Source organism: Vallitalea pronyensis, assembly GCF_018141445.1.
Lineage (GTDB): Bacteria > Bacillota > Clostridia > Lachnospirales > Vallitaleaceae > Vallitalea > Vallitalea pronyensis.
The window spans coordinates 4,817,362-4,836,641 of sequence record NZ_CP058649.1 but is presented as its reverse complement, the minus strand read 5'-3'; the positions used below and the strand labels follow the sequence as shown (position 1 = coordinate 4,836,641).

Sequence of the window (19,280 nt, the reverse complement as noted above, 5' to 3'; positions counted from 1 at the left end):
ACTTTATAATAGGTCAGAATACAGTATGGTAGTGATTACATGGATAGTAATAAATGTTTTATATTAAGAAAACTTTATAGTATCATCGTACAATAAAACCTTAATTTTGTCCACATATATAATATGATTAACCATGGTTCTCTATATAAGAAGATGATAAATTAGTATAAATGATAATAATGATTTTAAAGAAATGAGGAGCATTATGAAAAAATACAAAGCTAATTTTGAGTCCCTAAGAAATTATGAAGTGCCCGAATGGTTTAAAGATGCAAAATTTGGAATATGGAGTATATGGAGTCCCCAGACTTTAGCAATGTGTGAAGACTGGTACGCAAGAAACATGTATATACAGGATACACCTCAGTATCTGTATCATCTAAGGACATATGGACATCCATCGGAATTTGGTTTCAAAGATATGTGTGACTTATGGAAGGCAGAAAATTTTAATCCAGATCAATTAATGGAAAAGTATTACAAAGCTGGAGCACGTTATTTTTGTAGTATGGCTATGCACCACGATCACTTTTTCAACTATGATTCAGACATTAACCCTATGAATTCAACGAAGGTTGGTCCAATGAAAGATATATGTGGCATGTGGAAAAAAGCAGCGGAAAAATTTAATATGCCATTTGGGATAACAGAGCACTATGGTGCAACATTTTCATGGTGGACAACGAATAAAGGCTGTGATAGTCATGGTCCATACAAAGGCATCCCTTATGATGGTAACAATCCTGAGTACCGTGATTATTATTTTGACAATTATGAACATGTTAAAAGAGATGAAAAGGGGTGTCTGTTGGATGTAGATAAGATTCAATGGTATACCGATAATAAAAAGTTCCACAAAGAGTGGGTAGCTGTCATGAAGGAAATCATTGATAAATATGAGCCAGAGTTATTATATACAGATGGTGGATTACCATTTGGTGATGCCATTATTGATGCAGAAGGGGTTATGCTTAATGAAGATGATGCACTATTCAAACCAGGTCTTGAAGCAGTAGCTTATTACTATAATAAGTCAATCGAAAAATACGGCAAAAACAATTATGTATATACACAAAAAGACAGAAGAGAAAAAGTCTATTCCATTGGTGTGTTAGATCTTGAGAAGAGTCAGTTAAAAGATGCTCTACCACATGTGTGGCAGACAGATACCTGTATTGGTGCTTGGTATTATGGAAAGACAACAGTATACAAAAGACCCGGTCACATTATAGAAATGCTGGTAGATATCGTAGCTAAAAATGGAACAATATTGATGAATATTGTTCAGCGACCAGATGGAAGCATTGACAGAGAAGCAGAGTTCATTCTTGATGAGCTGGCAAAATGGTTTAAGATATGCGGAGAAGGTATTCATGGAACTAGACCATGGGTTATCCCTTCTGAAGGTAGTAGCCATGCAAGTGCAGAATTATTTAACGAAAATAGAGTAGAATGGAAAAGTGAAGATTTCCGTTTTACGAAAAAAGGTAATCATGTCTATGCCTTTATGTTAAGTGCTCCAGAAAATAGAGTAGCGATATTAAAGAGTTTTATGAAAGAGGACATTAACAAAGTTACTTTATTAGGATATGGCGACGTAGAATTTTCGCATACATTTGGTCTTCTTACAGTACAACTACCTAAAGAGTTACCAACAGAATATACGAACTGTTTAATGATAGAAGTGTAGAAATTTTTCTTGGCATTTAACAAAACAAGCTTATTTTAAAATAAGCTGTAGCGCAAATCATATAATCAGTAGGTGTCATATTAGTAATATTTCTTAAAAGTACAATTAAAGGATATACCCTAGAAAATAATGTCAGTTATAATAAATAATGAAACTAACAGTAGTATTTTAATATGTTTTTTTATAATAAAGGCATTAAATATGAAAGTTTTTAGGAAATGAGATTATTTTGTTTACGCATTAGGCATGATATTATTGCTATACATAACAAAACTCGTTTTTAATTCTTTATACATAAGATATAGATTCTTAGTATTATTTGTTAAAGAATGAGGTGGTGCTGTTCCACAGATGCTTAAATAACAGATAATCTGAAAGGAGATTATAATGAAAAAACTTTTAACTTTATTATTTGTATTGACACTTATGGTAAGCCTTTTTACAGGATGTGGAAAAGATGATGGTAAATCAGATGGTGATTCAAATGGGGGAGATAAAAACGTAGCTTCAGATAACAAAAAAGAACGACAAAAAATTGTTATTAATCTAGCAAAAATGTTGGATACACCAGAGATTGTACAGGCAATAGAAGATGTACAAAAATTAGAAAAATATAGTCATGTAGATTTTGTTTTATTAGAGGATTCTGGTGACTATGAAACAAAAATAGCTGTATCCATAGCTGGTGGAGAACAGGTGGATATACTTGCTATGTACAATCCTATTATGAAAGATCAGTTTGCAATGAGTGGTACAATTCAGCCAATCGCTAAGTATTTAGATGAAATTGGTTTAGATTTTGAAGAAGAATATGGTCCTTATGCTGCACAATCTCTATATAATGGTGAACCAGTTATGTTACCTAATTCACCAACAAAATGGGCACTTTATTACAATAAAAAGATTTTTGATGATGCAGGTGAAGAATACTTGGATCCAAACGAACCCATTACATGGGATGAATACAGAGCATTAAGTAAGAAACTAACTTCTGGCGAAGGTGAAAATAAGATCTATGGTGCATTACAATTAACTTGGCCAATGTTCTGGTATGGTGAAGCTTTAATGAAATTAGGTGGAGGTGAGCAATTCTATAACGAAGAAGGTTTATCTAATATAGAAGATGCAGCATTTGCAGAAGCTCTTGAAGCCACATACAAAATGATGCATGAAGATGAGAGTATACCTACACATGCGGATAATGTTGTATCAAAAAGACCTGCAACAGCTTTTATGAACGGTCAGTATGGCATGTTTCTTCAAGGCTCATGGTTGCTAAGCTGGGCAACGGATAATGAAACGTTCCCACGTGATTGGGATCTTGGTGTAGCTCCTATGCCAGTAGATGAAGGTTCTGCGACTACAAAGACTTGGGGTGTTGTAGGTGGTATTGGAATAGGTGGAACGTCAGCTAATCCCGGACTTGCCACAGAAATTGTAGTGGATCTTATAAGAATGAGTTCTGAAAATTCATCGGTTATGGTGCCAACGAGTCAAGCCGTTGAAGCCAAAAATTTATTTGGTGATGTTGGAGACCAATTAGGTGGAGAAGGTTTAACCAAAGAAATATTATCGACAGTATTCTCTAATCCTGAAACCGTCATGTTAACAGAAAAAGTATCTGGTAAGAACGCAGCTAACTATGACAAAGTGATGGATGAAGAAGTAGAAAAATACTTTGTTAAAGAACAAGATTTAGAAACAACAATTAATAACATTAAGAAGAGAGCAGATAAAGTGATTCAAGAAGAAGACTAGCCCTTTTGCTTTTATCATAAGAAGTTTAATTAAATGTTTATGCGGCATCGTTCTATGTCACCTTAATAAAGATGATATATGGAACGATGTCTTTTGTCGTGCTATCATACACCTAGAAGCAATAAGTGCATATAATAACCCAGTTTGTGGGACAATTGATTTAAGATATTTTCTAAAAGGAAGGGGAGAGTTGTTTATGGGTCTTAGAAAAAAATTCTTTTTATTAGTTATTCTAGTCGTGATTATACCTTCCGTTGTAATGGGCATCATGTCCTATCTATTAACAAAACAAATACTTAAAGAGAAATATGAAGTGCTTATACGAGAGAATACGGTATATATAGCAGGCATTATAGATCATGAGTACATACAAGTTGAAAGTATTTCTGACTATTTTTTTAGTAATGAATGGGTCATTAAGAAAATAACGAATAGTAATCTTTTTGAAGACCATTATGAAAGAATTCGAACCGATCAGCGCCTAACCCAGGTATTTAATTCTTTTATTACGTTCAACATATTTAATGCTTTTGAAGTATTCTACATGTCTGGTTATTACGGGGATGATTTCTGGTATCGTATTGGCAGCGATTTTGTATCCAAAAAAGCCATTCATGAACGAGTAGGTGATTTTAGAGATGACCGTATACGCAAACTCACATACAAAGGGATTCAAACAAGCCTTGACCAGACGTTGGCAGGACAACAAGTACTTGCGTATAATAGAATACTTGTTGATAAGGACTATGAGAATATAGGTTTTTTATATTTTGAAATTGATCCAAGTTATTTTGGTAATATGCTCAAAAACAATACGAAAGTATCCGATACCGTGTTCACCCTTCTTGATGACCAGTATAATATTATATACAGCTATGACGAAAGTCTTATTGGTAAACCGTATCATGATGATACATTGGGTCCAATTCATGTAAATATAGCATTAAATAATGGCTGGCATTTAATCAGTGATTCTTCAACGGTTAATATCAATGCAGAATATAAGGCGTTCTTTTATATTATTATCCTTACAACGTTATGTACTTTTTTATTATCGTCAACCATTCTATGGTTTATAACAAAAAAGGTTGTCGGACCTATTAAACAGCTTGTCGAAACAATGGATAAAGCTGTATCCAGTGATTCACTAGAGATGGTTTATTATTACAGTCATGATGAAATTGGCAGGTTAACAGATAGTTTTAATAAAATGACAGTCAGGGTAAGGGAATCCCGTGAAAAAGAAATACAAAAAGATAAAACCATTAAGGAATTGGATTATAAAGCCCTTCAATCACAGATTAACCCTCATTTTTTATATAATACCCTTAATACCATTAGCTGGATGGCTCAAATGCAAAAAGCGTACACCATTAAAGACATGATTGATCAGTTATGGAAAATGCTTAGGAAAGTTAGCAAAGGTAGTGAGATATCTAATCTTAAAGATGAAGTGGAATTAATACAATCTTTCTGTAAAATACAGCAAATAAAATACAATGGGAAGTTTGAATTACAATTGGATATTGATGAAAAGTACTATGGAACAAGTTGTCCTAAGTTTATCTTACAGCCCATAGTTGAAAATGCAATATTCCATGGTATTGAACCCAAAAAGGGAACAGGTGTGATTATTATTTCAGTCAGTGGTCATGATAACATGATGACAATAGAAATCAGTGATAATGGAATAGGCATGTCGGCTAAACAGGTAAAAGAAGTATTGGATAAATCCCATCACATTTATGGGAAAAAGGGTTTTAATAATATTGGTATCATCAATGTCCATGAAAGATTGCAGCTTCTATATGGTAAAAAATATGGTTTATCAATTGAAAGTACAGTGGATGAAGGAACGACAGTAGTGATAAGAATACCTATGAATTATCCATTGAATGAAGGAGGAGAACATGTATAAAGTTATCATTGTTGACGATGAAGTTATAAGTAGAATTGGAATAAAGGGTCTTATTGATTGGAAAAAATATGGTTTTACATTAGCTGGACAGGCAACTAACGGTATTGAAGCTCTAGAGCTTGTGGAAAAAGAAAGACCGGATCTTATTCTCACAGATATGAGGATGCCAAAGCTAGATGGTATAGGATTAATGAAAGCGTGTCGTGAAAAGGGTGAACCGGTTGATTTTGTTGTTATAAGTGCTCATGATGATTTTATGTACCTAAAAGAAGCCATGAAGCTTGGAGCTATTGACTACATCCTTAAGAATAATATTAATGAAGAACAACTGGTAACAGTTTTAAGTAGATGTAGACATAAATTGGATGAGCAGACCGATAGACCCATAAAAAAGAGTGAATTCATTGAAACGGAAGTGTTACATGCTGTACAGCAGAATTTTCTAAAGATACTGTTATACGGCAAAGATAAAGAAATACCAGATGTGAATACAATATGGAAGCAGTATCAGATTAATTTTAAAAAGTCAATGTTTGTATGTTTCTTAATAAGAGGCGGTCAGCAAATTGAAGAAATTGATTTCACTACAATCGTGGATCTTGTTAGTAATGTCGCTAAAGATTATGAAAATATTTATCTGTGCCAAACAGGCTACAAGGAATTAAGCATATTACATAACATGGATAATATGAGCGAAGCTGAGAACAAAGACTATCTTATGCGATTAGCCAACAGGTTTATTTTTGTGATTAACCAATATCTGAACCTCAATATTAGTGTGGGTATAAGCGAGCTTTTATCTGGCATAGGGAGTATACCGCTGACTTATTTAGAAGCGTATCAAGCCAGTAGCAGCGATTATAATATTAGCCGAGAAATTGGTGCAGTTTTTTATAAAGACATAAGAGAAATCATGGATAAAGTGCAACATACTACAGTAGAAAAATCCATTCGTACTTTTAGAAGAGCTATTGAAAGTGAAGACCATAAAGTGATTAACGAGGAGTTCATTACAATTATACAGACGTTTAAAGGTGACGAACGCATTACAAAAGGTCAAGTGCAGTATTATATATCCGCTTTTATATACGATATTAAAGAATATGCCCATAGAAAGTCTTATTATCGTATTATTAAAGCAATTAGACAGATTGAAGAAACAGATATACTGCATAAGCACCTTAGAAAAAATGATATGGTAGATTTACTCAAGGATTTAAAAATAAAACTTGAAGAAGATATGAAAGACCGAGAAGATACCAGTTTGTATGTTGTTAAAATCAAGGAATACGTTAGAAATCATTATATGGACAGGCTCAACATTGAAGACTTAGCCCATAAAGTTGGTTTGTCCTATACGTATATGAGTTCCCTTTTTAAGAAGGAAACAGGTCAAACAATACAGGAATATATTATAGGCATTCGTTTAATGCATGCAAAAAGGTATTTAAATGAAACCAACTTACAGATTAGTCATATTGCAGCTCAAATAGGTTATGATAATGAACATTATTTTAGTAGGATGTTTAAAAGCCGTACAGGAATGACGCCAACAGCTTATAGGCATAATAAATCATGGACACAATCTTGAATCAGTGCACTTATCTTAGTATAAGAAACATAATCTATCGGTGATCTTGAAAGAAAATGGTAAATCAGTTCATTGGATAATACCTTCTATTTTGTTACATTATAGTTAATCACGATATTAATTATAATGAAAGGAAATGGGTATGAAAAAATCAGCCATAAAAAGAAATGTAGAAGCATACATGTTTATTTTGCCTTCTCTTGTGGGATTTATCGGGTTTATGATTTATCCAATAGTGTATTCTTTTGTCATTAGTCTTATGAAGTGGAATATGGTGAAAGGCTTTAACGCGTCAAAATTTATTGGATTTAATAACTATCTGAAAGCAATAAAGAATGATTATTTTATTGAAGGTATATTCAACAATTTTAAATTCTCGCTTATGGCAGTACCTTTACTTATTATATTATCCTTATTAATAGCAGTATTACTAAATAAGGAAATATATGGTAGGAGTATGCTTAGAACCATGTATTTTATGCCTTATGTTGCTACAGTAACAGCAGCAGCAGTTGTTTTCTCAGTACTTTTCCACCCAGTTTTTGGTCCTGTTAATGGTTTTTTAAGATTTATTGGCATTAAAGATCTACCCCAATGGATAGCTAGTTCTAAATATGCATTGCCTACCATAGCACTTTTTTGGGTATGGAAGCAGCTTGGCTATTGTATTGTTATTTATTTAGCTGGACTCCAAGGTATACCAAAGAGTTATTATGAAGCTGCCTCTATAGATGGTGCCAGTGGGTTCAAGAAGTTTTGGCATATCACAATGCCTTTGGTATCCCCTACAACCTTCTTTTTAGTTATTACCAGTGTTATTGCATCATTACAACTGTTCCCAGAAGTCAAAATAATGACAGATGGAGGACCAGGTACAGCAACAGTTACTGCCGTATATCATATTTATAGAAGTGGATTTGAGGATTATAAGATGGGGTATGCATCTGCAGTAGCATGGTTGTTCTTTGTCATTGTTACAATTGTCACATTAATACAATGGGTAGGTCAAAAGAAATGGGTCAAATACTAGGGGGTTACAAAATGAATGCAAAAACGAAAAAGAAAATAAAAAAAATGATAACATCTTTGGTGTTGGCAGGAATTGGTCTCATGATGATGCTGCCTATATTATGGATGCTCTCATCATCTTTCAAATATGAAAGTGAAATCTTCAAAGTACCTATGCAGTGGATACCTACGAAAACTCATTTTGGTAATTATCGTTTTGCTATAGAAAAGTTTCCATACATGACATGGTATCTGAATACGGCAAAGATAACAGGTGTTATTGTTATGATGAACCTTGTCTTTAGTTCCCTTTCCGGTTATGCTTTTGCTAAGTTAAAATTTCGTGGAAAGGAAATCATTTTCTTTATCTTCATCGCAACATTAATGATACCTATTCAAGTAAGGATTATTCCTCAGTTCGTTATATTCAGTAAACTAGATTTAATTAATAAGCATTCAGCGGTGTATCTTCCATGGATGTTTAATGGATTTGCTATTTTCCTTATGAGACAGTTCTTCTTTACTGTACCTAACGAAATGATTGAAGCATCAAAAATAGATGGGTGTTCCACATTCCGAACTTTCTTCCAAGTAGCACTGCCTTTAGCAAAGCCTTCTTTGATTGCATTAACGATTTTATCATTTACTTGGGGATGGAATACGTATTTACCTGCTCTTGTTTATATTAATCAAACACAGAAACAAGTGCTTGCGGTGGGTATTTCTATTTTTAAAGACCAGTACAACAGCAACTACGGACCCCAGATGGCAGGCGCAACATTAGCTTTAATACCTGTTATAATTGTTTATCTATTAGCACAGAAGCATTTTATTGAAGGTATTGCTATGTCAGGCATAAAAGGTTAAAAAAACGCTCAATGAAACCTATCAAGATTCCAAAAAAATATCTAAAAATCATTCTTTTATCCTATCTGTTATTAATGCATAAAAAAACAGTGTTATCATGCATATACATGTAATATTTCAGTATTTGGTACAAGTGCCTAAAGATCATTTGGTGATAATAGTGAATAAATACATGGATAGAACAAAAAAATAAACATTTTAGACAACAATAGCCGTATAAGTGATAGTGCTCATCCTTTATAATATAAGTACAACATGTGAAGGAGGAATTTAAAGTGAGAAGAAGGTTACTTATGTTAATGGTTTTTGGGATGTTTATATTATCAGTCCTATTAGTGGGTTGTGGTAAATCATCAGATGAAGGTACTGGAAAAAATCAAGCGTCTGAAAAAGTCAAGTTAACCTTTATGGCAGTTGGGGGATCCAATCAACAAGCTTATACAAACCTAATGGAGTCTGTAGCCGAACAATTTAATAATGACAATGCATATCATGCAGAAATAGAAATGGAATGGTACGAAAATCAACAATACAAAACCAAGCTTGCTACATTGATGACACAAAATAGTGTGCCGGATATATTCTTCACTATGGAAGCTGGTTTTATGAAAGATTATGTTGAAAGTGGTAAAGTTTTTTCTTTAAGTGAAGCATTTGCATATGACTCAGAATGGTTTGAACGCTTTAATGATGGTATCTTTAAGGCTACCACTTTTGATGATAAGATATATGCCATGCCTATGGGTCAAGAAATTGTAATTACCTATTACAATAAGAAGATATTTGCAGACAACAATCTGGCTGTACCAAAAACGTGGGACGCGTTCATGGGGAATATTAAGACATTAAAAGAAAAAGGGATCATACCTATTTCCATGGCTACGCAAGATGCATGGGTATCAGGTAATCTAATGCTTGAACTATCTGGCGGAATTGGCGGCGTAGAATTATTTGACGCTATTGTTGACGGCACGACCACATGGGATGACGAACGGTATGTTGAATCAGGTAAAGCTTTTCAAGAAATGGTGAATGCCGGTGCATTCCCTGAAGGATTCTTAGGCTTATCATATGACGAAGGTCGGACACTATTTACAACTGAAAAAGCGGCTATGTATGCAATGGGAACGTGGGAAACAAAAGCAATCATTGGAGCAATGGGATCCGATGAAAATGTTGGGGTATTTTTACAACCACCTAAGAAACAAGAATATGCGGACACCCATGTGGGTACACTAGCCAAACTGTATGCAATTAGTGAAAGGTGCGAACACAAAGAAGCAGCACTTGCATTCTTAAAGATGTTATCCGATCCAGACGTACAGGAAAAATATGTTGTGGATTGTGGAGGGATTGCATCTACTAAGGTTACAATTGATGAAAATAAATTGGATAAAGTAACACAGCAAGTACGCCAACTACAACAAGAAGTGAAGAACCCACTCATTGCCATCGACCGACAATTTGGAGCAAATATTGGAGGAGAATTTAATAATATATCTGTATATATTGCTTCTGGGGCTGACCCAAAAGAACAGTTCACTGCACTTCAAAAATATGCAGAGCAAGAGACGAAGCAGTAATTGCTATTATAAAGAAACTAACAAATGCTGCATAGAAACAGTGAGCCTATGTGTTTTCAGTGCAACATATTATTTGGGGTGTGACAATGGATAGAATATTAAGGCAGAAGCGCTATATTTTTATTTTCGTAGGTCCAGCATTACTTTTATACGTAGTCTTTGGACTTATTCCTATTATCTATAATACCTATATTAGTTTATATAAGACTAACTTGCTAGGTAAAAAAGTTTTCGTAGGTTTTCAAAACTATATAAATCTCTTTAATGATCAATTTTTTACAAAAGCCATTACAAACAACTTAAAATTTGTACTGGGATCCTATATAGCACATATGGTTATTGCCATGCTTATTTCCTATATATTGTTTCAAAAAATTAAAGGAGCAAAACTATTTCAAAGTATTTATTTTATGCCTTCAGTGATATGTGGCACTGCAATTGGTATGCTATGGAGTTTTATTTATCATCCTAATTTTGGACTAGTCAATTCATTTTTAAATGCTATTGGACTAGAAAAATATACTAGGATTTGGCTTGCTAATGAGCATACAGTACTGCCAAGTTTAATTGTTATTAGTATGTGGCAGTTTGTAGGCTATCATATCGTTATTCAGTTAGCTGGTATGAAGAACATTGATGGGACGCTCTTTGAAGCAGCTGCTATAGATGGGGCTAGTAAGTGGCAGCAGTTTATCAAGATTATCTTTCCATTAATGAAAAAGATATTGATGATTGATTCTGTTTTGATCATTACCGGTTCATTAAAGTTATACGATCTTGTTGCAGTAACGACTTCTGGGGGGCCTAATCATGCAAGTGAAGTTATGAGTACTTATATGTATTATCAAGGGTTTCGAGCTTTGAAGTTTGGCTATTCAAGTGCAATTGGTATGATACTTCTTTTACTATGTGCAGGTGCAACACTTATCATTCGTCTTGCTTTTTATACAAAAGATGAATAAGAATAACAGGAGGGAAATGCGTTGAGAAATGAAAAAAAGAAAACAATCATAAAAAACGCAACCATCTACTTTTTGCTCATCATGTTTTTGGTTGTCTGCATGTTTCCGCTTTTGTGGTTAATACTCAATTCGTTTAAAACCCAAGAAGACTTATTCACAAACACTTGGGGTTTACCAAAGAGCTGGACGCTAAATAATTATGTCAATGCCGTGATAGAGGGTAATATAGGTAATTACTTCATCAACTCTCTACTGATTAGTGTTGTATCAGTAAGCATTACAATCTTTTTATCAACCATGACATCTTATGGTATTACACGCCTAAAATGGAAGCTTTCAGGTATTGTACTCAGTTTGTTTTTGATGGGTATGATGATTCCAACATACGGTTCCATCATACCCCTTTACTCCATTTTTAATATGACCCATATATTAGGAAAATACATAGCCGTTATTATACCCAATGTCACTTTTGCTATACCCATGTCCATCTTTATTATGACAGGTTTCTTTTCTACATTGCCAAGAGAACTTGAGGAAGCTGCAATCATTGATGGGTGTTCGTTATTAAAAGCCTTTTGGAAAGTAATCATGCCATTAGTAAAACCCGGTATTATCACCATAGCTGTCATTTCATTTATTAACGCTTGGAATGATCTGCTCTTTCCACAGATTTTCTTATCGGATCAAAATAAGATGACGTTACCTGTTGGACTCATGGCGTTTAAAGGCATGTATGCAACGGATTATGTTGGTATGATTGCAGCAATTGTCATTACGGTTATTCCAGTCATTGTAATCTATTCTTTACTCCATCAACGCATCATCGGTGGTTTGGTATCTGGTGCTGTAAAAGGGTAGTTTACCGTGTAAAGTATATCCATAGTAAAAATACCATAAAGGTTGTATAATAGAAATAGGAAAATCCCTATGAAATGATTATACTACGACCTTGTAATTCACATTTCATCTGGGTAAGGATAGACCTAATAGCATTGGAGTGATATGATGAGACTTTTAATTGCCGATGATGAAAAAATTATTGCTAGAGGATTGTTACAGTTAGATTGGAACAGCATTGGTATTCAAGAAGTGAGAGCAGTTGATAATGGTGTGGATGCATTACAAGTATTGTCACAATATAACCCCCACATTGTTCTGACAGATATTAAAATGCCGGGTATGAATGGTCTTGAATTAGCAGGAGAAACTTCAAAGATAAAAAATTGTAAGACCATTCTGTTGACAGGGTATGGTACATTTGAGTATGCTAAAACTGCCCTAAAAAATGGTGTGTTTGATTATTTATTAAAGCCCGCAAGCCCCGAAGAAGTGTTAGAAGTTGTAAAACGAGCAAAATCTAGTTTGGAGAATGAAGGCGTCTCATTGATAGAAGCCGAGTTTGGCAAGATTATTAAAAAAATAAATGATGTGGATGGGCAAAATGATACCATACATGCTATTTTAGATTACATTGAAAAACATTATATGGAGAATATCACATTAGCCACATTGAGCGAGTATATGTATTTCTCTACCGCATACCTGAGCAAACTTATAAAGAAAAGTACCTCTTATAATTTTTCCAAAATTCTTACAACCATTAGAATGATAAAGGCAACAGAATTATTAAAGCATACTAATCTTAAAATCTATAGTATTTGCGAAAAAATAGGTATGAATGACCAACGTTATTTTAGTCAGTTGTTTTCAAAAACATTTGGCAAAACCCCTATGGCGTACAGAAAAGAAAGTCATGAACAGAACGTCACGCATCTAGTAGATGTTATAAAGCGGATAGATTAGCATGAAAAAACTTACATTAAAAAAAACATGGGGGAATTTACCAATCCAGTCTAAACTTCTGGTTAGTATGTTAGGTGTATTATTCTGTTCCATATTGATCTTAGGTCTTTATTTTTACAATGTGTCGTCTAACCTTATTATGGGACACCAAAAAAATTACATAAAAAATACCATGAATCAAGTAGCAAAAAATCTGGAGTATCGTATAAAAGATATTGAAGATATACTGTTTGAACTTTCTCTTAATCCTACCATTCAAGATCATTTATTAAAAATAAAACGTAATACGGTTATTAACCATCAAGAAACTCAGGTTGCAATAAGCTTAAACAATAGTATGATTACTGAAATGAGTAAAACGAATGCGATAAAAGGTGTGTTTTTATTTACCCCGTCAGGTCGTGTTTATTCTGCCGGTCAGAATGATTATGATGTGCCGGATATGTCTAATGAGGTAATTCTTCAAGGAAAAGGCAAAAATATTTGGATGCTGCCCAATAAAAGGTTAAGGGTGATACCTATTGGAAAAGCTATCTGTCATCTAAGTAACCAGCAGATACTCGGTTACTTTATTATATACGTGGATATGGATTATTTTAGTAAGGTTTTTGATAACATTTCTTTTACGCAGCATGATGATATCTTTATAACTGATACGCAAGGCAACATTGTTTCTGGACAACATGATTTATTTCCAAATTTATTTCAGCATATCGCCACTTATCCAAATAAGATTGTTCAGAATGTGTCAACGCACCAAGGGGAGAAACAGCTCTATATTGTACCTCTTGAAAAAGTGCCTTGGCAGGTGATAAGTGTCTCTCAAAATGCAATGGATAACGAGGAACTAAAACAATTAAATGTTGTAACAGTTTTGGTATTAGGTGGTGTTTTTGTATTAATCACTGCTTTAGTTATTGGTATATCAAAAGGGATATCCTACCCCATAAAAAAATTAGTAGGTTATATTGAACAATTTTCAAAAGGTGATTTTTCCATTCAGGCAAGTGTAAAGTATGATGACGAAATTGGGAAACTACATGCAGCATTTAATAAAATGGTATGTAGTATGGATACCCTTGTTCATCATGTAAGGGAAGAACAATCCTTAAAACAACAAGCTCAGATTCAAGCTCTGCAAATGCAGATCAATCCTCATTTTTTGTATAATACGCTGGATACAATCAATTGGCTTGCTTTTTCTCAAGGCGCAAAGGATATAGGTGTTGTAGCAAGAAGTCTAGGAGCATTAATGCATTTTTCATTAGGTAAGGAAGAAATTATTAGTTTGGAAGAAGAATTAAATGCTATCGACAATTATACTCGTATTCAGAAATATCGTTACTTTGATAGCCTTCAAATTGAAATGGATATTGAAGAAGAAGCGCTATATGAAAAAGTTCCAAGACATGTGTTATTACCACTTATAGAAAATGCCATTGAACATGGTTTTTTAGATAAAATGACAGATAAAAAAATATGGGTTTCTGCTAGGATAGTCGAAGAAGAAATTGATATTGAGATTATTGACAATGGTGTGGGTATTAAAAAAGAACGTTTGACACAAATCATCAATACTTTGGAAGAAACAAACTCATTAGAGGTTCAGCCAAAAAACAAACATCTATCCATAGGACTAAGAAATGTCCATAAGAGAATCAGGCTACGCTATGGCATGCAGTATGGTATTCATATCCATAGCCAATATGGTCAAGGAACGTGTATTCAGTTGAAGATTCCAAGAGGAGACCAGTAGGTACAAAATGAACGCCTGGACCACTACATAGCAGCTATAAAGCAATAACAAATTAGAAAGGAAAAGACATATGAGAGGACTGCCTTTACTAAAAGATTGGAAATTTATATTAGGTGAACCAGAAGGTGTGCATTTATTATCTACAGACGATAGTCACTTCAAAACAGTTGATCTTCCTCATGACTGGAGTGTAGCCTTTTCTTTTGACCAAGAAAAAGGCGAGTCATGCACAGGTTATTTACTTGGGGGCATAGGCTGGTATAGAAAATATTTTATGACAACCAAAGACATGGCGCATAATACGATAATCATCAATTTTGATGGTATTTATAACAGGGCGACAATCTATTGTAATGGTAAACGTGTTACATTCCATCCTTATGGATACAGCCCTTGTCTCGTAGATGTGACAGACTATCTTAATCCATTGGGGGAAGATAATGTGATTGCTATTAAGGTGGATCATACAAGGTATGCAGACAGTCGCTGGTATACGGGATCTGGTATATATCGTAAAGTGTCCATGCATATCCTCCCAAAGATTCATATTCCAGTATGGGGTATTTCTGTGACAACGCCAAGAATCGAACAAGACTTTGCAATCATCAGAAGTCAAGTGACTCTTCACAATACAACTCAAGAAAAGAATGCCATTGATATAGTGGGTAAAGTCTATGATGGCAACCAATTGATAGGAAAAAAGGTGATAGCATGTGACATAGAAAAGCAGACATGGTCAGATGTTGTCATTGATTTTGAAATTTCAAATCCTGTGAAATGGGAAATTCATCATGGGAAGTTGTATGATGTTAAGGTGGAAGTCGTACTCGATGGTTGTATCATTCAAACGGAATCGACAAGAACAGGTATAAGAGAATTCTATTTTGATGCAGATAAGGGGTTTTTCTTGAATGGGAGCAATAGGCTAGTTAAAGGTGTTTGCCTTCATCATGATGCAGGACTTGTAGGGGCTGCTGTACCCCTTGATGTATGGAAAAGAAGACTGAAGTTATTAAAAGAATGCGGTTGTAATGCCATTAGAACCGCACATAACCCAGCTTCTGAAGATTTTCTAGATTTATGTGATGAGATGGGATTCCTAGTACAAGAAGAGTTTTTTGACGAGTGGGACAATCCAAAAGACAAACGTAAAAATGGTGTAGAAAAATTTGTGGATGATCTATCACGGGGGCATGCAGAGTTTTTTAGAGAATATGCGAAAGAAGATGTACAAAATATTGTCAAACGAGATCACAACCACCCATGTATCTTCCAGTGGAGCATAGGCAATGAAATTGAATGGACCTATACGAAATATAATAATGCCACAGGCTATTTTGGTAAGGATGCCACAGGCGTATATACTTGGACTTTACCTCCTTATAGTAAAGAAAAAATAAGAGAAAACATCAATAAAATACCAAGGGATTACTACGATGTGGATACTACAGCACGACAATTAACACAGTGGACAAAGGCAGTAGATAGGACAAGACCTGTATTAGCTAACTGTATTTTACCCACTGTAAGCTACGAAACAGGCTTTATTGATGAACTGGATATGGTCGGATACAGTTATAGGAGGGTCATCTATGATTACGGTCATGAAAATTATCCTAAAAAACCGATCATGGGAACAGAAAATATGCCTCAATGGCATGAATGGAAAGCCGTACTTGAAAAAGAACATATCCCTGGAATTTTTATATGGACAGGTATTGACCATATGGGAGAAGGCTGGGTGCAAAAGCTCTGGCCACGTAGAGGCTCTAACTTAGCTTTATTAGATTTTGCTGGGTTTAAAAAACCAGCGTATCATATGTTCAAAAGTTTATGGCGAGACGAACCGCATATAAAGATGTTTACACAGCGATTAGAACACTCCCTATACGAACAAAATGATGCAGCCCAGTTACAAGAGAAAGTACAAGGTGCATGGCAGACGAGAGATTGGTTCTGGCACGATGTGAATCCATATTGGAACTATCAAGAGGGTGAATCAATTGTTGTGGAAGCATATTCCAATTGTGATCACATAGCCTTATACTTAAATGATGCGTTAATCGCTACAAGATACTTAAAAGACTTTGAGGATCATATATATAAGTGGCATGTACCTTTTGTAAGGGGCACATTAAAAGCTATCGGAGTAAAAGATGGTGAAACCATTGAATCCGTGATTCAAACGGTAGGAGCAGTGAAAGCAATTGAGCTGGAAGTGGATAAAAATGTAATAACAACAGACGGTGACAGTGTAGTTCACGTGATAGCAAAGCTTGTGGATGAAAAAGGTAATGTAACAACTAATCAGGAAGCACGGATCGATTTTGCGATAGAGGGAGCAAACAAGATACGGGGTGTTGATAACGGATGTTCAGATAATGTACAGGATTATCAAAGCACATCAATCGTAACCCACCAAGGAAAGTGTTTAATGATTGTACAAGGGCTAGAAGAAGGAACACTTCATATTCAAGGTAAATGTGTCACCATGGATTTAGTTTCTAATCAATGCACAGTAGAGGTACAGCAGTTAGGTAAAAACGAAACTTGCTGAAAGGGTGATGTTGCTTTATTAGGATAGTATACAAAAGGACATCAGAATAACTGTTTTATCATACATATCATTGCCCCGACAAGTGTGTCGGGGCATCATGTGAAGTAACTATCGGTTTTACGTATTATTATGCCATGAAATTACTATCTGATTTCTTGTTGTTAGGATGTTCAGATACAAAATCATCCGTAACATCTATAGCCATTACATCATTTTTTGTTTCAATCTTGATAACAAACGTATCATCAACTTTCGTATCAGGTAATGTAATGATTAGTCCGTTATCGTTCTGTGTCCAGCTGATATCATCGTCATAGCCAATAATGCTGATGCGTTCAACTGTAATTGAAGGAGATATCATCCCTTTGGAGAAAGCATTCAATGTGACTTGCTTATTCTCGCCAGGCCAAGCTAAGACGGTTGCATAAAGTGTTTTATTATTCTTTGACCGGGTATAGCGTATATCTTCAGGTGAATATTTAAACCCTTTTGTTTCATTAAAACCACCAAATGGTTTGTCAAGTTTTGTGGGTCCTTCACCGTATATTTTCCAAGGGCGGGTATTGTAGACAGCTTCTCCATTTTTTCTTAACCAATTCCCAATGTCCGTTAACGTGTCCTTTAAGTATGGAATGATTTCTCCATTTTCATTAGGTGGCACATTAAGTAGAAGTGAACCATTTTTACTGATAATGTCAATTAACATGGTAATGATGTCGTTGGCTGTTTTAAGTCCGGTACCATCTTTCATTTGATCTTGATAGAACCAAGGACCAAATGATGTGTCAGTAACCCAGAAATTATCAAGGAGTTGGTCGCTTCTTCCCAACTCAAAATCTAATATACCTGTTTCTGGTGGCAAAGGTGGATTTGACTTTATCTTGTAACATACGCCCACATCTTTTTGCCAGTCATTGGATAGGTTAAAATATCTAGCCATGAATTTCTTTCTGGATGTATCACTAATATTTTCAAAACCCATGTCAAACCAAATCAAATCAGGTTGGTAGTTAACCATTACCTCATTCAGTTTCTCGTACCAGATGTCTTCAAATTCTTCACTAGGCGGCTCAATTCTTTCATGAGGCACACAGTATAGATCGGCATATTGTGGGTCTTTTGCATCAAATTTATAAGCCTCAATGAAGAAATTCCATGAATAGGAATGATGAAAAGTAGTGATAAGCTTCATACCGCGGCCTTTAATTGCTTTTTCTAATTCACCAAGTGCATCAAACCCAGAATTTTCTTTAATGTTCCATCGAGTGATTTTAGAGTCCCACATCGAGAAATTATCATGATGAACAGCTACAGGACCTGCAAATTTTGCACCTGCTTTTTCAAATATGTCAGCCCATTCTTGTGCATCAAATTTTTTGGGTTGAAACAATTTGATTAAATCTTTATAACCAAACTTATCAGGGCTTCCATATTTTTCTACATGGTACTTATAAGCAGCATGGGGTTTGTTTTGCACTATTTCCCCATTCCAGCCTAGAGTATGTTTATCCATGTACATGGTGTAGCCATACCAGTCACCATGATTATCTTTTGTTGCAACAGTTACTGGTGTCCAGTGTGTATAGATACCAAACTTACCATCCATCATCCATTCAGGTGTTTTATGTTGTTTGAGTGATTGCCAGTCTTCGTTGTACTGCATTGGATCTTTGTTCATAAATTACACTCCTCATATATGTTTTCTGTTGATAAAAAAATAACCCCTCATAAAGAATATAGTACTAGTATAATTCTTTGGAACCATATTGACATACAAAATATTA

The 19,280-nt window shown here is 34.7% G+C and carries 13 protein-coding genes; 12 read left to right on the top strand and 1 reads right to left on the bottom strand.

The window, feature by feature from the left end:
* Positions 1-205 precede the first annotated feature (205 nt).
* The 12 genes from HZI73_RS20135 to HZI73_RS20080 all read left to right on the top strand — a co-directional run bounded on the left by HZI73_RS20135 (position 206) and on the right by HZI73_RS20080 (position 17,496).
* Positions 206-1,690, top strand: coding sequence for an alpha-L-fucosidase (locus HZI73_RS20135; RefSeq protein WP_246552227.1), 1,485 nt, complete (start codon positions 206-208; stop codon positions 1,688-1,690).
* A 387-nt stretch (positions 1,691-2,077) separates the two neighbouring features.
* On the top strand, positions 2,078-3,448 hold the full coding sequence (locus tag HZI73_RS20130; RefSeq protein ID WP_212695155.1) for an ABC transporter substrate-binding protein: 1,371 nt from the start codon (positions 2,078-2,080) through the stop codon (positions 3,446-3,448).
* A 196-nt stretch (positions 3,449-3,644) separates the two neighbouring features.
* Complete coding sequence (locus HZI73_RS20125) at positions 3,645-5,366, top strand: sensor histidine kinase (RefSeq protein ID WP_212695154.1); 1,722 nt, start codon at positions 3,645-3,647, stop codon at positions 5,364-5,366.
* Complete coding sequence (locus HZI73_RS20120; RefSeq protein ID WP_212695153.1) at positions 5,359-6,957, top strand: response regulator transcription factor; 1,599 nt, start codon at positions 5,359-5,361, stop codon at positions 6,955-6,957. The genes HZI73_RS20125 and HZI73_RS20120 overlap by 8 nt, the downstream gene beginning before the upstream one ends.
* A gap of 142 nt (positions 6,958-7,099) precedes the next feature.
* Positions 7,100-7,987 carry a carbohydrate ABC transporter permease gene (locus tag HZI73_RS20115; protein ID WP_212695152.1) on the top strand — a complete coding sequence of 296 codons (888 nt, stop codon included), beginning with the start codon at positions 7,100-7,102 and terminating at the stop codon, positions 7,985-7,987.
* Between the two features lie 11 nt (positions 7,988-7,998).
* Complete coding sequence (locus HZI73_RS20110) at positions 7,999-8,832, top strand: carbohydrate ABC transporter permease (RefSeq protein WP_212695151.1); 834 nt, start codon at positions 7,999-8,001, stop codon at positions 8,830-8,832.
* A gap of 275 nt (positions 8,833-9,107) precedes the next feature.
* Positions 9,108-10,415, top strand: coding sequence for an ABC transporter substrate-binding protein (locus HZI73_RS20105; protein WP_212695150.1), 1,308 nt, complete (start codon positions 9,108-9,110; stop codon positions 10,413-10,415).
* Positions 10,416-10,501: 86 nt separating this feature from the next.
* Complete coding sequence (locus HZI73_RS20100) at positions 10,502-11,377, top strand: carbohydrate ABC transporter permease (protein WP_212695149.1); 876 nt, start codon at positions 10,502-10,504, stop codon at positions 11,375-11,377.
* A 21-nt stretch (positions 11,378-11,398) separates the two neighbouring features.
* The gene (locus HZI73_RS20095; RefSeq protein ID WP_246552226.1) at positions 11,399-12,238 is read left to right on the top strand and encodes a carbohydrate ABC transporter permease; all 840 of its coding nucleotides are present in this window, start codon (positions 11,399-11,401) and stop codon (positions 12,236-12,238) included.
* A gap of 144 nt (positions 12,239-12,382) precedes the next feature.
* Positions 12,383-13,183: a response regulator transcription factor gene (locus HZI73_RS20090; protein WP_212695148.1), complete on the top strand. Its 801-nt coding sequence runs from the start codon at positions 12,383-12,385 to the stop codon at positions 13,181-13,183.
* A 1-nt stretch (position 13,184) separates the two neighbouring features.
* Positions 13,185-14,939 carry a cache domain-containing sensor histidine kinase gene (locus HZI73_RS20085; RefSeq protein WP_330619607.1) on the top strand — a complete coding sequence of 585 codons (1,755 nt, stop codon included), beginning with the start codon at positions 13,185-13,187 and terminating at the stop codon, positions 14,937-14,939.
* Between the two features lie 70 nt (positions 14,940-15,009).
* Positions 15,010-17,496 carry a glycoside hydrolase family 2 TIM barrel-domain containing protein gene (locus HZI73_RS20080; protein WP_212695146.1) on the top strand — a complete coding sequence of 829 codons (2,487 nt, stop codon included), beginning with the start codon at positions 15,010-15,012 and terminating at the stop codon, positions 17,494-17,496.
* Between the two features lie 127 nt (positions 17,497-17,623).
* On the opposite strand, the gene HZI73_RS20075 is transcribed toward HZI73_RS20080, so the two are convergent.
* Positions 17,624-19,174 carry an alpha-L-fucosidase gene (locus HZI73_RS20075; protein ID WP_212695145.1) on the bottom strand — a complete coding sequence of 517 codons (1,551 nt, stop codon included), beginning with the start codon at positions 19,172-19,174 and terminating at the stop codon, positions 17,624-17,626.
* Positions 19,175-19,280 lie beyond the last annotated feature (106 nt).

What these genes read in the sequence shown, in the direction of transcription:
- HZI73_RS20135 (WP_246552227.1), top strand. Translation starts at nt 206, where the DNA reads ATGAAAAAATACAAAGCTAATTTTGAGTCCCTAAGAAATTATGAAGTG.
- HZI73_RS20130 (WP_212695155.1), top strand. Translation starts at nt 2,078, where the DNA reads ATGAAAAAACTTTTAACTTTATTATTTGTATTGACACTTATGGTAAGC.
- HZI73_RS20125 (WP_212695154.1), top strand. Translation starts at nt 3,645, where the DNA reads ATGGGTCTTAGAAAAAAATTCTTTTTATTAGTTATTCTAGTCGTGATT.
- HZI73_RS20120 (WP_212695153.1), top strand. Translation starts at nt 5,359, where the DNA reads ATGTATAAAGTTATCATTGTTGACGATGAAGTTATAAGTAGAATTGGA.
- HZI73_RS20115 (WP_212695152.1), top strand. Translation starts at nt 7,100, where the DNA reads ATGAAAAAATCAGCCATAAAAAGAAATGTAGAAGCATACATGTTTATT.
- HZI73_RS20110 (WP_212695151.1), top strand. Translation starts at nt 7,999, where the DNA reads ATGAATGCAAAAACGAAAAAGAAAATAAAAAAAATGATAACATCTTTG.
- HZI73_RS20100 (WP_212695149.1), top strand. Translation starts at nt 10,502, where the DNA reads ATGGATAGAATATTAAGGCAGAAGCGCTATATTTTTATTTTCGTAGGT.
- HZI73_RS20090 (WP_212695148.1), top strand. Translation starts at nt 12,383, where the DNA reads ATGATGAGACTTTTAATTGCCGATGATGAAAAAATTATTGCTAGAGGA.
- HZI73_RS20085 (WP_330619607.1), top strand. Translation starts at nt 13,185, where the DNA reads ATGAAAAAACTTACATTAAAAAAAACATGGGGGAATTTACCAATCCAG.
- HZI73_RS20080 (WP_212695146.1), top strand. Translation starts at nt 15,010, where the DNA reads ATGAGAGGACTGCCTTTACTAAAAGATTGGAAATTTATATTAGGTGAA.
- HZI73_RS20075 (WP_212695145.1), bottom strand. Translation starts at nt 19,174, where the DNA reads ATGAACAAAGATCCAATGCAGTACAACGAAGACTGGCAATCACTCAAA.